12 protein-coding genes and 4 tRNA genes are annotated in these 15103 nt (G+C 55.5%); 3 read left to right on the plus strand and 13 right to left on the minus strand.

The features are described 5' to 3' along the window. Positions 1–2 precede the first annotated feature (2 nt). The 3 genes from hemX to F8561_RS01125 all read left to right on the plus strand — a co-directional run bounded on the left by hemX (position 3) and on the right by F8561_RS01125 (position 3786). Positions 3–1202 carry a uroporphyrinogen-III C-methyltransferase gene (gene hemX, locus F8561_RS01115; protein ID WP_032679217.1) on the plus strand — a complete coding sequence of 400 codons (1200 nt, stop codon included), beginning with the start codon at positions 3–5 and terminating at the stop codon, positions 1200–1202. A gap of 2 nt (positions 1203–1204) precedes the next feature. Then, complete coding sequence (gene hemY, locus F8561_RS01120; RefSeq protein WP_032680089.1) at positions 1205–2404, plus strand: protoheme IX biogenesis protein HemY; 1200 nt, start codon at positions 1205–1207, stop codon at positions 2402–2404. Between the two features lie 170 nt (positions 2405–2574). After that, positions 2575–3786, plus strand: a complete 1212-nt coding sequence (locus tag F8561_RS01125) for an MFS transporter (RefSeq protein WP_151887062.1) — start codon at positions 2575–2577, stop codon at positions 3784–3786. A 507-nt stretch (positions 3787–4293) separates the two neighbouring features. Here F8561_RS01125 and F8561_RS01135 read toward each other — a convergent pair. From F8561_RS01135 to wecB, 13 genes are all read right to left on the minus strand, one after another. Further along, positions 4294–4370: transfer RNA gene (locus tag F8561_RS01135), tRNA-Pro, on the minus strand. Between the two features lie 44 nt (positions 4371–4414). Next, positions 4415–4501, minus strand: a tRNA-Leu gene (locus F8561_RS01140). Between the two features lie 21 nt (positions 4502–4522). After that, positions 4523–4598: transfer RNA gene (locus F8561_RS01145), tRNA-His, on the minus strand. Between the two features lie 67 nt (positions 4599–4665). Further along, positions 4666–4742, minus strand: a tRNA-Arg gene (locus F8561_RS01150). A gap of 102 nt (positions 4743–4844) precedes the next feature. Next, positions 4845–6230, minus strand: coding sequence for a bifunctional threonine/serine APC transporter ThrP (gene thrP, locus F8561_RS24155; RefSeq protein WP_014172144.1), 1386 nt, complete (start codon positions 6228–6230; stop codon positions 4845–4847). Between the two features lie 197 nt (positions 6231–6427). Next, entirely contained in the window at positions 6428–7168 is a 741-nt protein-coding gene (gene wecG, locus F8561_RS01160) for a lipopolysaccharide N-acetylmannosaminouronosyltransferase (RefSeq protein WP_020882887.1), read from the minus strand. A 12-nt stretch (positions 7169–7180) separates the two neighbouring features. Then, on the minus strand, positions 7181–8533 hold the full coding sequence (wzyE, locus tag F8561_RS01165; RefSeq protein WP_020882888.1) for an ECA oligosaccharide polymerase: 1353 nt from the start codon (positions 8531–8533) through the stop codon (positions 7181–7183). Next, positions 8530–9609 carry a TDP-N-acetylfucosamine:lipid II N-acetylfucosaminyltransferase gene (locus tag F8561_RS01170; protein ID WP_014172148.1) on the minus strand — a complete coding sequence of 360 codons (1080 nt, stop codon included), beginning with the start codon at positions 9607–9609 and terminating at the stop codon, positions 8530–8532. The genes wzyE and F8561_RS01170 overlap by 4 nt, the downstream gene beginning before the upstream one ends. Beyond that, on the minus strand, positions 9606–10856 hold the full coding sequence (gene wzxE / locus F8561_RS01175) for a lipid III flippase WzxE (protein WP_014172149.1): 1251 nt from the start codon (positions 10854–10856) through the stop codon (positions 9606–9608). Before wzxE ends, F8561_RS01170 begins: the two co-directional genes overlap by 4 nt. A gap of 1 nt (position 10857) precedes the next feature. After that, the gene (gene rffA, locus F8561_RS01180; protein WP_020882890.1) at positions 10858–11988 is read right to left on the minus strand and encodes a dTDP-4-amino-4,6-dideoxygalactose transaminase; all 1131 of its coding nucleotides are present in this window, start codon (positions 11986–11988) and stop codon (positions 10858–10860) included. Between the two features lie 4 nt (positions 11989–11992). Further along, positions 11993–12670, minus strand: coding sequence for a dTDP-4-amino-4,6-dideoxy-D-galactose acyltransferase (gene rffC / locus F8561_RS01185; RefSeq protein WP_047356047.1), 678 nt, complete (start codon positions 12668–12670; stop codon positions 11993–11995). Continuing rightward, entirely contained in the window at positions 12667–13929 is a 1263-nt protein-coding gene (gene wecC, locus F8561_RS01190; RefSeq protein WP_025202775.1) for a UDP-N-acetyl-D-mannosamine dehydrogenase, read from the minus strand. Before wecC ends, rffC begins: the two co-directional genes overlap by 4 nt. Next, the gene (wecB, locus tag F8561_RS01195; RefSeq protein ID WP_032679224.1) at positions 13926–15056 is read right to left on the minus strand and encodes a non-hydrolyzing UDP-N-acetylglucosamine 2-epimerase; all 1131 of its coding nucleotides are present in this window, start codon (positions 15054–15056) and stop codon (positions 13926–13928) included. The genes wecC and wecB overlap by 4 nt, the downstream gene beginning before the upstream one ends. Between the last annotated feature and the right edge of the window lie 47 nt (positions 15057–15103).

Raw genomic sequence — 15103 nt, forward strand, 5'->3', positions numbered from 1 at the left:
TAATGACGGAACACGATAAATCCTCCGCCGTGGTTGAAGAGACCAGGGAGACTGTGGACATCACGCCGCAGTCAGAAACGACTGAGAAAACCGTTGAGAAGAAGAACGGCAGCAATAAAACCAGCCTCGCGCTGAGCGCGATAGCCATCGCCATTGCGCTGGCCGCAGGCGTTGGCCTCTATGGCCTGGTGAAACAGCAAGGTTCCAGCCAGACGGCGACCAACGACACGCTGGTCAATCAGCTTACCGCCCTGCAAAAAGCGCAGGAGACGCAGAAAACTGAACTGGAAACGGTGATTAAACAGCAGTCCGCGGCGCTCGCTGAGGCGAACAGCAAACAGGAAGAGCTGACCAAACAGCTGGACGACGTGCAGCAGAAAGTCGCCACGATTTCCGGTACCGATGCCAAAACCTGGCTGCTCTCGCAGGCCGATTTCCTGGTGAAGCTGGCCGGACGTAAGCTCTGGAGCGATCAGGACGTCACCACCGCCGCCGCGCTGTTGAAAAGCGCTGATGCGAGCCTGGCAGACATGAACGATCCGAGCCTCATTACCGCGCGTCGTGCCATTACCGAAGATATCGCCAGCCTCTCTGCCGTTTCGCAGGTGGACTACGATGGCATCATCCTGAAGGTCAATCAGCTTTCAAACCAGATTGATAACCTGCAGCTGGCGGATAACAACGACGATGACTCCCCGATGGATTCTGACGGCACCGAGCTTTCCAGCTCCCTGAGCGAATGGCGCGTGAACCTGCAAAAAAGCTGGCAGAACTTTATGGATAGCTTCATTACTATCCGCCGCCGCGACGAAACCGCCGTTCCGCTGTTAGCGCCGAATCAGGACATTTATCTGCGCGAAAACATTCGCTCCCGCCTGCTGGTGGCGGCCCAGGCCGTGCCGCGTCATCAGGAAGAAACCTACAAACAGGCGCTTGATAACGTCTCGACATGGGTACGTGCTTACTACAATACCGATGATGCCACGACCACGGCTTTCCTCGATGACATTGATAAACTGAGCCAGCAGAACATCACCATGAACGTGCCGGACAAGCTGGAAAGCCAGCCGATTCTGGAGAAACTGATGCAGACGCGCGTGCGCAACCTGCTGGCGCAGCCGGGCGTTCCGGCAGAACCTCACGCCCAGGCCCCTGCCGCCGCGCCAGCGCCAGCGCCTGAAAGCGCGCCACAAGGAGAGTAATGATGCTTAAAGTACTCTTACTCTTCATCCTGCTGATCGCCGGGATCGTCCTGGGGCCGATGCTTGCCGGTCATCAGGGTTACGTCCTGATCCAGACCGATAACTACAACATTGAAACCAGCGTAACGGGTCTGGTGATCATCCTGATCCTCGGTGTGGTGGTGCTCCTTGCAGTAGAGTGGATCCTGCGCCGAATTTTCCGTACCGGTGCGCATACGCGTGGCTGGTTCGTTGGCCGTAAACGCCGCCGCGCCCGTAAGCAGACTGAGCAGGCACTGCTTAAGCTGGCCGAGGGTGACTATCAGCAGGTTGAAAAGCTGATGTCGAAAAATGCTGACCATGCCGAACAGCCGGTGGTGAACTATCTGCTGGCCGCCGAGGCAGCGCAACAGCGGGGTGACGAAGCCCGCGCCAACCAGCACCTGGAACGCGCGTCAGAACTATCTCCGAAAGACCCGATTCCCGTTGAGATCACCCGCGTTCGCCTGCAGCTGGCCCGCAACGAAAACCACGCCGCACGTCACGGTATCGACCGTCTGCTGGAAGTCTCGCCACGCCACCCGGAAGTGCTGCGTCTTGCCGAGCAGGCCTATATTCGCACCGGTGCATGGGGTTCACTGCTGGATATCATTCCGTCGATGGCCAAAGCCGACGTCGGTGATGATGAACATCGTGATGAACTTCAGCGTCTGGCATGGATTGGCCTGATGGATCAGGCGCGTGCCGATCTCGGCAGCGATGGTCTGAAAACCTGGTGGAAGAATCAGAGCCGGAAAACGCGTCAGCAGGTTCCGTTGCAGGTTGCGATGGCAGAACATCTGATTGAATGTGACGATCATGACACGGCGCAGGAGATCCTCCTTGACGGACTGAAGCGACAGTATGACGATCGCCTGGTTATGGTGATCCCGCGTCTGAAAACCAATAACCCTGAGCAAATTGAAAAAATGCTGCGTCAGCAGATTAAAGCCGTCGGCGACCGTCCACTGCTGTGGAGTACGCTGGGCCAGTCTCTGATGAAGCACGGTGAATGGCAGGAAGCGAGTCTCGCCTTCCGTGCAGCGCTGAAACAGCGCCCGGACGCGTTTGACTACGCGTGGCTTGCCGATTCGCTGGACAAGCAGCACAAGCCGGAAGAGGCTGCCGCCATGCGCCGCGATGGGCTGTTATTAACGCTGCAAAATAATGGCAGCCAGCAATAAATAACAAGGAGGCCAGACGGCCTCCTTTTTTTATTCCCCTTCGCCTGCTACATTCTTTACCACGTCATCTGAAAACGAACCCGCCAATGTAACGACGTCTTTTCATTAACTTTTTTCCCTACACGCGACGAGTGCCGCGTGGACTGAATCGTTTTTGAAAGGAAATCGTCATGAACTCCCTTTTGTACGCGCTTATTGAAGCGCTGCGCTGCCACCGCTGGCTGCGCCTGCTGGCCTGTGCCTTTATCTTTACATCACTGGGAAATGGCGTAACCCAGGTGGTGGTCTTCGGCTTACTGTTAGCATGGTCCGCCCCGCCCGCACTGCTTACCCTCGCCTTTCTTTTCGCCACGCTACCTGGCTTTATCGGCAGCCTCATCAGTGAAAAGCTGTGCGCGCGCTATTCTCCGATATCCCTGTTGATACTCACCGAGGGGCTTGGCTTACTGGCCCTGCTCTTTCCCCTGCTCGGCGTGCACTATCACAGTATCCCTGCGTTACTGGCCGTGCAGTCCACCGAAGCACTGCTTAGCGGAATGAGCTGGCCTGCCCTGACGCTGCTCTTTAAACGCGGACTCAGAGAAGCAGAACTGCCTGCCGCAACCTGCCTCGAGAATGTGATTTTTGCCGCTCAGGTTTTGTTAGGCACCGGGCTGGGGATGGTACTTTTCCAGAAGATCGCCATCCTCGCCTTGCTGGCCATTGATGCCACCAGCTTTCTCGGATCGCTGTTCATGCTCTGGCTGGCGGGTCGTGTATATTTAGCGCCCACACTGGCAGTCCCCGCTGAAGAGAAAGCGCCTGCGACTTTACGCTGGCAGATGTTGACCATCCGGCAGAAACGCAGTTTGCTGATTTTGCCTGCGCTGGCCGCCGTCGGTTCACCGGCCATGGCACTTCTTCCGGCAATGGCACAGCAGATCCATCCTCAGGATGCGGCCAGCCTTGCTTTGCCACTGCTTTTTGCAAGGAGCATGGGGCAACTTTGCGGTCCCCTGCTGCTAAAAAGAGACAGCCTGACGCGTTTTGCAGCACGCACGCCACGGATTTTACTGTGTCTTGGCATCTTCCTTGCCGCGTATGGGATGCTCCCGCTGTTGTCCGGGTGGATGGCATGCGCGCTGGGGATGATTTTTGTCGCACACCTGGCCTCAAATGTTCTCTTTGCGGCTGGCACGTTTGCCGTACTCAGCAGTTTTCAAACCACGCACATGGCTTCGGCAAGCAGTAAAGCCTGGCGCTGGCAAACGCTCAGTGCCTCGCTTTTCACCGGTATTGCCGCGATGGCGGCAGCAGGGTTTGGCTCCATACAAGCGCTTTACAGCGTTTCGTCAGCCGCTCTGATACTGGTCGCCCTGATCATGTACGTTTACCGGGAATAAGGCATAAAAAAACGCCTGCTATAAAAGCAGGCGTTAAAACAGGTCTGTAAGACAACATATTTGGTGCTTCACTCAACGTTATGCCCATGGTGTCTGATGAGGCCGAAGCGACATCTGTCAGTGGACGATAAGCACCGTAAATGGCTCTGCGTCATTCCTGAGTTTATGAGGCACTAAGGCGAACATAAGAGATGGAATGAGCATCTACACGTATATTATTGCACGTAACGTGCCAACTTGACACGCAGAACTTTTACATCGCGCAACATTTTAAGATAAAAGGAAATTATGTTGTTGAGCGGTATCTTAGACCCTACAACCTGCTGATAAACACGACGAAATGTCGTCTGGAGGAGACACGAAAGCCGCCAAATTATTATATCTTTTACTTTCAGTGTGTTATGTGTCGCTGAATCGCGACAAGAAAGCCGGCTGTTGTCGTGGAATCACTACAGAGGAAAGAAAGGCGCAGAAAACAAAAAACCCCGCCGAAGCGGGGTTCAAAATTGGTCGGCGAGAGAGGATTCGAACCTCCGACCCACTGGTCCCAAACCAGTTGCGCTACCAAGCTGCGCTACTCGCCGATGTACTGCTTTTTGAATTTTTAGTTCAATTCATTAAAAAGTCGTGGTGCGAGGGGGGGGACTTGAACCCCCACGTCCGTAAGAACACTAACACCTGAAGCTAGCGCGTCTACCAATTCCGCCACCTTCGCAATTCACAACTCTTTCAATAATGGGGTGGCTAATGGGATTCGAACCCACGACAACTGGAATCACAATCCAGGGCTCTACCAACTGAGCTATAGCCACCACTGTATTCTTTCACGCGGTACTGACTACTTCTCAGACCACCGCAGCTCTAGCGCCGGGACTAAAATGGCGCGCCCGACAGGATTCGAACCTGAGACCTCTGCCTCCGGAGGGCAGCGCTCTATCCAGCTGAGCTACGGGCGCTTAGCGCCGTTGCGGGGCTGGATATTACGTACCTCCGACCCCGCTGTCTAGTGCTTTTTTGAAAAAAATGCGCGTTTGGTTATGGTTTGCACATTTTGCCGCTTATTCCTCCACTTTCTGCGAGGTAGCGCGGCGGCCCAGACCAAAAAGCTTATACGCTGCGGTCACCGCCGCCAGGAAGATCATCCCGACAAACAGCGACATGCGCGTATCTTCATTAAAGTACATTCCGATTAATACGCAAACCAGGAACGCCATCGTCAAATAGTTGGCATACGGGAACAGAATGGAACGGAACGGATGGCTGGCGATGGCCTTTTTATGTGCCTGACGGAAACGCAGCTGGCTAATCAGGATAACAAACCAGGGCACCATGCCTGGCAGCACGCTGGCGCTGTAGACATAAACGAACACGCGCTGCGGATTCGGGATGATGTAGTTCAGGCAAGAGCCAATCAGCAGGATCACAATCGACACCGCCACCCCCGCAACCGGTACGCCCGCACGCGAAACTTTCGCCATTGCCGCTGGCAGCTGGTTGTTTCTGGACAGCGCGTAGAGCATACGTCCGCAGCTATACATCCCGCTGTTGCAGCCTGACAACGCCGCCGTCAGAACCACAAAGTTAATGATGCCTGCTGCCGCCGTGATGCCAATCTTCGCGAAGGTCAAGACAAACGGGCTACCGGTCGTGCCAATTTCATTCCACGGGAAGATGGTTACGATAACGAAGATCGCCCCCACATAGAAAATCAGGATACGCCACAGCACCTTGCCTACGGCGCTGCGCAGCGTAACCTGCGGGTTTTTCGCTTCACCCGCGGTAATACCGATAAGCTCGACCCCCTGATAAGAGGCCACAACGATACACAGTGCCGTCAGGAAGCCCTTCCAGCCGCCCGCAAAGAAGCCGCCGTTTTCGGTCAGGTTACCAAAGCCAATGGCGTGCCCGCCGTTACCAAAGCCGAAGAAGATAACGCCCAGCCCGACCACAATCATCACGATGATGGTGGTGACTTTGATCATCGCAAACCAGAATTCGATTTCACCATAAAGACGAACGGCAGCAAGGTTTGCCAGTGCCACCAGCCCCACGGCAATCAGCGCCGGTATCCACTGGACCATGTCCGGGAACCAGAACTGCACGTAGACCCCTATCGCCGTGATTTCAGAGATGCCAACCGCCATCCACATAAACCAGTATGACCAGGCCGTCAGGTAGCCAAAGAACGGGCTCATATATCGGTGCGCGTAAACGGCGAAGGAACCCGTGACGGGCTCCATGAAAAGCATTTCGCCCATCGAACGCATGATGAAGAAAACGAACAATCCCGCAATGATATAAGCCAGCAAGACCGAAGGTCCTGCCCATTTGAGCGTGCTTGCGGAGCCCATAAACAGGCCCACGCCGATAGTGCCGCCCAGCGCTATCAGTTCAATATGACGAGCCTCCAGCCCACGCTGTAGCTCCGGTTTTTTCTCTGCCATAGATCCTCGATTGTGTTTGCTGTTTCCCGACTTAAGGCCGGGTATTGTTTTTTAGGGGTACTAAAATACGGGGCGAATGGTTTCTTAAAATGCGGCAAATGGCAAACGATGCATAAAAAAAATGAATGCATTGCACAGATTCGCAGCAGTTTTGCAGGGGAGTTGCAGCGCGAACAGCATATCGCGCTACATTTTGATTACATTTTCCCGGTGTAGTGCCAGGTAAGGTAGCGAAGCAGACGGATCTGTCGTGTAATCCGCGTCGGCTGAGATAGCAGGCGATACAGCCACTCCAGCCCCAGGTTTTGCCAGACTTTGGGCGCGCGCTTAACGTGGCCGGTAAAGACGTCATACGTTCCGCCGACGCCCATATAAAGGGCATCCGGACACACCTGACGGCAGTCACGCATCAGGATCTCCTGGCGTGGGGAGCCCATCGCCACGGTAATGATTTTCGCTCCACTGTCGCGAACGCGTTCAAACAGCGCCTGCCGGGCCTCTGGTTTGAAGTAGCCATCCTGGCTGCCCACGATGTTAACATTCCATTGACTGCGCAATTTCGCTTCGGTCTGCGCCAGTACCTCCGGCTTACCGCCAATCAGGAATACCGGCGTGCCTTCCGCCCCTGCGCGTGCCATCAGTTGCTCCCAGAGATCGGCCCCTGCCACGCGAGATACATTAGCGCCAGGATACTTTTTGCGGATTGAACGCACCACGCTGATACCGTCGGCATATTTAAATTCAGCCGCTTCTATCAGGCTTCTCACTTCGGCGTTGTCTTCCACCGCCAGCATCTTTTCCGCATTGATGGCGACCAGCGTACCGGATTTCATCTGACCACCAGCGAACAGAAAATCCAGCGCGTGTTGCATATCGCGCCAGCCAATAAGCTGCAGACCGCGCAGCGTATAGCGCGGTGCAGAAGTTTTATCCGTCATGACTTTCCCTACTCACACTTGCGACAGCGTTGTGCTGCCCTGCGGCTCGCGCTTATGCACAAGCCCTGCACTGTCAAACAGCCAGTACAATAGTTTGGCCAGTAACAGGCAGATGCCAAAAACGACCATGAAGAAAACCACGCGCGACACGAATGAATCCAGCCCTTCTCGCGCCAGAACGATCATATTGAAAATGGCACCAAAGCAGAAGCTGTGCAAAATAGCCGCCTTATAGCGGTTTGTTTCTTCGTTGCCGCGCACGTAGAGCCAGTCAAACCACTTGATGATCAGCCCCACCACCACCGCCCCCGGCAGGATAAACCAGCTTCCCCCCATCACCACCAGCGAGCCAATCAACGTAGGTGAGATCGCAAGGCCTGAGTGGTTGTTCAGCACTTCCCAGGTAAAATAGTTTGCCGTGTTGAGTACGACGCCGGGACGGTCTGGCCACAGCCAGGTTGGGATAAAGACATAAAAGTCGCGCACAATAGGCGCAAGGCCCTGGAAATCGATTTTGTCGTAGTTTTGCAGCAACAACGCCAGGTTTTCCCACGGCGAGAAGGTGTCGCGCGTGAGATAGAGGAATGTGTAAAACGCCTCGTCACCGGCTACGTTGAGCCCGTAGCGCTTCAGGGCAAGCCAGAACATACCAACAATGCCAAACACCCCAGCAGCCACCAGCATCCATAAAGAGATCCACCCGCGGATGATGCCGATAAACAGGAAGATTGCGAAAGCGATGATGATGTTTGCACGCGTCCCTCCCACAATCATGTAGGTCAGGAAACCGAAGGCGACGGTACTCACCAGGAAAAACAGCCAGGCTTTGCTGTCCTGACGCAGGAAAAAGATCACCAGCATCGCCGGAATGAAGAAGTAGAAGAAGCGCTTAAGCGCCACGCCCGACACTTCGGCAGAAAAAATCTGGCTGTAGGACTGGAGCTTGAACAGCAGAAAACCATTGTGCATGAAGAAGATACCCACGCTTACCAGCGCGATCGTCATCAGCATCACCCACGTCAGGTGCGTCTCCACCCGGTTCATGGTGAAGAGCGCCCGGCGCGGCGCGGTGGATTGCGCTGAACGCAGGCGCGTTTTATAGGTGGCGTAGTAGACGGCGTAGAAGCAGGTCGCTGCCAGGATCGCCTGAAGCAGGATCTCGGGCGGGGCAACGCTCACGTCAAACCGGAAGACCAGAATGCTGGTCAGCGGGAATCCGAAAAAGAAGGTCAGAAGAAACAGTAACGAGAAGAAGACGTTAAAGTTAAAACGCACCCGGCGAAACTCGAACCAGGTGAGCGTGGCGATGAATAAAGTGCTCAGAAGCCAAACGATCAGTAAGCCGCTGAATTGCAACTGGCTCATGCTTTGTCTCCTGCAGCGATACGCAGCGCGCGATGCCACGGCGTGAGGTAGTTCGGGCTAAAGAAGTCGATGGCACTTTTGTCCACCAGCGCCAGTTGTCTCTGCGCTTCGCGGACCACCTCTTCGTTAAGCACATCGGAAGTAAACAGCACCGGCAGATGCTGCTCCGCCATGTCCTGCCAGAATGGGTTTTCGCGATTGAGTACGCAGGGCACACCCGCCTGAATCAGCAGACACAGCGTGCCAATTCCTTGCTGACGCGCAAAGATGAAATAGCCCAGATCGCACCGACGCAGCAGCGCAAGATACTCATCAAATTCCAGCTTATCGTGGAGAATGTGCACATTCCCGGCGCTAAATAACGCGAGTGCCTGCTGGCGGACCTCATTGATATAGGCATCGTTATTGGCCGGATACCCCATCGGCACAATCACATTGACGGTGTCGCCAAACTGCTGATGTACCGCCCTGAGCGCGGCAAGATGTTCATTGCTGCGATCGCCTGAGTTACCCACCAGAATCGTCAGTTTACCCTCGCGCGGCGTATCATTCGCCATGTTGTTCAGCGCCGGGTTCATTCGGGTCGGGAAATAGAGTAGCTCACCGCGTACGTCAGGGTGGCGTTTAGCAAAATAATTGAGATCGCCACGGGTCGCGAAAACGCATCCCACACGCCCCTGCGCCATACGCCGCAACGGGTAGAAAAGACGGAATTTCCAGCCGCTGGAGACTTCGTAGAGATCGGCTCCCCAGATATGCCAGCTGCACTGCGAAGGTTTGATCCCCCCGCTCAGGAGCGCCAGCCACAGGCCGGTATTAAACTGCCCATGGAAAAAGAAACGTTGCTCACGATCCGCTTTGGCTTTGGCAACAACCGCCTTCGCCAGCGCAGCCTTATCCGGCCAGAAAGAGAGAGTCAGCGCCGGACACGCCACGCTCAGGCCATTATCCTGACCGGCAACCATAAACTCACGAGCGTCGGGATCCCCCGATGCCAGTTCATCATTGAAGAACCGTAACACGGTCTGGTTATGGTGTGGGATATCCGATCCCAGTATGTGAATCAGTGCAGTCATGCGCGTTTACGCCAAAGTAAAAATACGCCGCAACAGGCAGCGAAATAAACGATATAGGTTGCCATATAGGCCTGAGCCGCCCCCAGCGCACCGTGTGCCGGGATCAACCAGTGTGAGAATGCGGTCAGTAATGCAAACTGGCTGATTTCCGCCAGGATATACAACCGTAGCGAGGCTTTCGCAATCACCAGATAACCAAAAACGTAAGCCCCCACTTTCAGTACATCGCCCACCAGTTGCCAGGCAAACAGATCGCGCATGGCGGTAAACTTCGCGGAGAAGAGCAGCCAGATGGCGACATCGCGCAATAGCCATACGGTTAAACTGGCTGCCGCAACGGCGGGAAGGACAAACCGCAGTGAGCGGGAAATTTCGCGCGTGATATCCTGCCTGGAGGTCAGGCGCGATAAGGTTGGCAGCAAATAGACGCTAAAGGAAGCCGTTATAAATTGGAGGTAGGCATCGGAAATACTGCTCACCCCTTGCCAAATCCCAACTTCGTCCCAGCTGTAATGCGCCGCCAGCAGGTTTCGCATCATCACGTAGGCGACAGGGAGCGTGACGGAGGTGATGAGCGCCATCAGGGTAAATTTTCCCAGCTGGCTTGCCAGCACCTTGTCCCATTGAGGTTTCAGGTAACTCAACGGAATGGTGCCCCGACGCATTAGCATGAACGCCGCCGGAACGACCACTAATGCCGGTACCAGCGCCAGCCCCAGCAACGCGCCTTCATAGCCGCCCAGCCGATAACAAAAATAGTAGGCAATCACGCCGATGACGCTGCCGAGGATTAACGCCAGTGCGTTTCCGGCCGCATCACGAAAGCCTTTCATCAGCGCCAGCAGCAGATTAGCCCAGGCAATGCCCAGCTGAACCAGCGCGACCAGACGAACCAGCCCCTGATAATGGGTGTGACCAAATAACCCCTGGCTTATGGGTGCCGCTGCAAGCAGGAAAATAACCGCCATCAGGGTCGAAAAGCCGGTGACCATCGCCGAGGATGTACCGACAACACGGCGAAGCTGGGCCGCATCATCATGGTACTGCGCAACGTATTTCGTGACGCCGTTGAAAATCCCTGCGCCGGCCAGTACCCCAAGGACGGTCACAAGCTGACGGAAATTCCCTGCCAGCCCGACGCCTGAAGGGCCGAATGAGACGGCCAGCAGCTTGACGACCAGTAGCCCGGCGCCAATTTTGACAAGTGTGGACGCGGCGGTCCACACCGATGCTTTTGCCAAAGACATATCAGCCGAAATAACTCAGAAGGGTGTTAATCACCGTACGCTGGTTAACAGGCGCGAGGTTGTAGAACAGTGGCAAACGAAGCAAACGCTCACTTTCTTTCGTGGTGTAGCGATCTTCACCCGCGAAGACCCCAAATGCCTCTCCTGCCGGGCTGGAGTGCAGCGGGATATAGTGGAACACCGCCAGAATTTCGGCTTCTTTTAGCCAGGCAATCAACTTGCTGCGATCGTCGTTATCGCGCAGTTTGATATAGAACATATGGGCATTATGGACGCAATCAGCCGGAAGGGTCGGCAGCTCAATTCGCCCGGCTTGTGCCAGCGGTTGCAGCGCGTCGTAATAAGTTTGCCACAGGGACAGGCGCTGAAGATTAATACGGTCCGCTGCCTCCAGCTGCGCCCACAGGTATGCCGCCTGCAGATCGGCCATCAGATAGCTTGAGCCAATATCGCGCCAGGTATATTTGTCTACTTGCCCCCGGAAGAACTGGCTGCGGTTGGTGCCTTTTTCACGGATCACTTCCGCGCGCTCGACCAGCGCACGGTCGTTAATCAGCGTCGCACCACCTTCGCCACCGGCGGTATAATTTTTGGTTTCGTGGAAGCTAAAGCAGCCGATATGGCCGATCGTTCCCAGCGCTCGACCTTTATAGGTCGACATCACGCCCTGAGCGGCATCTTCAACCACGAACAGGTCATGTTTTTTGGCGATCGCCATGATGGTGTCCATCTCACACGCCACACCCGCGTAGTGAACCGGCACAATCGCGCGCGTTTTGTCCGTGATTGCCGCTTCAATCAGCGTCTCATCAATGTTCATGGTATCCGGGCGAATATCCACAAAGACGATTTTCGCACCACGCAGGACAAAGGCATTCGCCGTAGAGACGAAGGTATAGCTCGGCATGATCACTTCATCGCCCGGCTGGATATCCAGCAACAACGCCGCCATTTCCAGCGATGCGGTACAAGACGGGGTCAGCAGGACTTTAGCGCTGTGAAACCGCTGCTCCATCCACTGCTGGCAGCGACGGGTAAAACCACCGTCACCACAGAGTTTGCCGCTGCCCATAGCAGACTGCATATAGTCGAGTTCAGTGCCCACGACGGGTGGTGCGTTAAATGGAATCATCTTGTCACCTGTATAACCAGTAAGCGGTGGCGTCGATGTTGGCACCACTCGCGATATAACGTTTAAGCGCGGCGGTGTTGCCCATCTGAGTTGCCACCCGCAGAGTCAAAAGCTGTTGCTGCTGCGCCCAGTGAAGCGCCGCCTGCATGAGTTTTTCGCCCATGCCGCGCCCGGCTAATAAACCAATACGCCCCTCGTTCGCGTTGAGCTTACGAAGCGAGACAAATCCCTCAATCTGGCCGTCTGCAGTGCGAAACACCAGGCACACATGGTCAAAGGTGCCTTTTACCGCGTTCTCAACCCACTGGGCGTAGAAACGCCCGCTGTCGTCCGATGCATACCACGGTGCGCGAAAACGGCTCCGGGCAAATGCCTGCGCTGCCATCTGACGCAGCGCGGGGATATCCTGCTCCGTTGCCACTTCCGCACCGGGCGAATCATGGCGGGCGAGCGTAAGGGACAGATCAACCTCGCCTTCAACCAGCTGAAAACCTTGTTGCTGGAGCGCATCGAGCAGGTCGGCACGGTCTGCGGGGATCCTGGCCTGTACCCGCGGCCAGGCGGTGAAATCGGCGTCAGTCAGAACCGGCGCATCGTCGCGCAGGCGCACGATGGCTGATGGCAGACCAAAAAAGGCACTCTCCCACTCAAGGGACTCGAGAACCCCCTTCAGGTGGCTCAACGCCAGACACCTTTCGTATCAACCACGTACTGTTGGCGTACGGCATCACCGGACGTCGCTTTAAATTCTTTATGATCCACCAGCAGCACCAGCACATCCGCCGTCGCCAGCGCCTCATCCAGCGCGGTCAACGTACAGTGGCCCGCCAGTTTTGCCGGCAGTTCATGAATATTAGGTTCAACCACCAGCGTTTCGCCGGTGTGCCAGCCAGCGATCATCTCTGCAATCTCCATCGCCGGGCTTTCGCGTAAGTCGTCAATATTCGGTTTGAATGCCAGACCAAAGCAGGCAATTTTCAGCTCACTGGCGCGTTTGCCGCTCTCAGCCAGACAGTCCGCTACGGTGGCTTTCACCTGACTGAGCACCCAGTGTGGCTTGCTGTCATTCACTTCACGCGCGGTGCGGATCAGGCGGGCCTGCGCCGGGTTTTGCGCCACAATAAACCACGGATCGACAGCGATACAGTGACCGCCCACGCCCGGGCCAGGCTGGAGGATATTCACGCGCGGATGGCGATTCGCCAGGCTAATCAACTCCCAGACGTTAATCCCCTGATCGGCGCAAATCAGCGACAGTTCATTCGCGAAGGCGATATTCACGTCCCGGAAACTGTTTTCCGTGAGCTTGCACATTTCGGCGGTGCGGGAGTTGGTCACCACACATTCGCCTTCAAGGAAAATCTTGTAAAGCGCGCTGGCGCGTGCAGAACAGACTGGCGTCATGCCGCCGATCACGCGATCGTTTTTAATCAGCTCTACCATCACCTGACCTGGCAGCACGCGCTCAGGACAGTAAGCAATATTGATATCAGCTTGCTCGCCCGCCTGCTGCGGGAAGCGTAAGTCAGGTCGGGCTTGCGCCAGCCACTGCGCCATCTGTTCGGTAGCACCGACGGGCGAAGTGGACTCCAGGATCACCAGAGCCCCTTTTTTCAGGACCGGTGCAATCGATTTTGCCGCCGCTTCGACGTAAGCCATGTCGGGCTCATGGTCGCCTTTAAAGGGGGTTGGCACCGCAATCAGATATGCATCCGCCTCGACCGGCGTCGTGCTGGCACGCAGGAATCCGCCATCAACCGCCTCTTTCACCACGCGGTCGAGATCGGGCTCCACGATATGAATTTCGCCACGGTTAATGGTTTCCACCGCACGCGCGTTGATATCCACGCCCACAACCTGTTTTTGACGGGAGGCAAACGCTGCCGCTGTGGGCAAGCCAATGTAGCCAAGACCAATGACAGAGATGGTAGTAAAACTCATAGCGATACCCGATTGTGTTTAAGTGCATGCAAAATACGGCCACAAGCCTGCCCATCACCATACGGGTTATGGGCCCGGCTCATCGCCTGATACTCTTCGTCGTCGTGCAGCAGGCGCGTCACCTCTTCGACGATCAGCTGTGTATTGGTGCCGACCAGACGTACCGTGCCCGCTTTCACCGCTTCCGGGCGTTCAGTCGTTTCACGCATGACCAGCACAGGCTTACCGAGAGACGGCGCCTCTTCCTGAATACCACCGGAATCGGTCAGGATCAGCCAGGCGTGGTTCATCAGCCAGACAAACGGCAAGTAGTCCTGCGGTTCAATCAGCAGGACGTTTTCTATATGCCCAAGGATACGGTTGACCGGCTCGCTGACGTTAGGATTAAGGTGCACCGGGTAGACAATCTGCACATCCTGATTCTGCGCGGCGATTTCCGCCAGGGCATGACAGATTTGCTCAAAGCCGCGTCCAAAGCTCTCGCGACGGTGGCCGGTGACCAGAATGGTTTTTTTGCCATTGTTCAGGAAGGGGTAGCGTGCGGCGAGTTCTTTCTGAAGATCGTTGTTTGACAGCACGCGGTCACGAACCCAAATCAGGGCATCAATCACCGTATTCCCGGTGACAAAGATTTTGTTGTCGGCAATATTTTCACGCAGCAGGTTCTGTCGTGAATTTTCGGTGGGCGCAAAATGGTACATCGCCAGATGGCCGGTGAGTGTGCGGTTGGCCTCTTCGGGCCATGGCGAATAAAGGTTGCCGGTACGCAGACCCGCCTCAACGTGGCCGACAGGAATTCGCTGGTAAAACGCAGCCAGGCTGGTTGCCACCGTGGTGGTGGTATCGCCATGCACCAGAACCACGTCAGGTTTGAAGGACTCCAGAATCGGCTTGAGCTCTTGCAGAATACGGCAGGTTATCTCCGTTAACCCCTGCCCCGGTTTCATAATATTGAGATCGTAATCCGGGACGATAGAAAAGAGAGTTAAGACCTGATCGAGCATCTCACGGTGTTGGGCAGTGACGCACACTTTCGCTTCAATATCAGGATCACTGGCCAGCGCATGAACCAGAGGTGCCATCTTAATGGCCTCCGGCCTGGTGCCAAATACGGTAAGTACTTTCACATCGATTCTCTTCGATTAAACGATGAAGGCCGCAGCCTTCATCGTAG

Source organism: Enterobacter sp. 198 (genome assembly GCF_009025585.1).
Lineage (GTDB): Bacteria > Pseudomonadota > Gammaproteobacteria > Enterobacterales > Enterobacteriaceae > Enterobacter > Enterobacter ludwigii.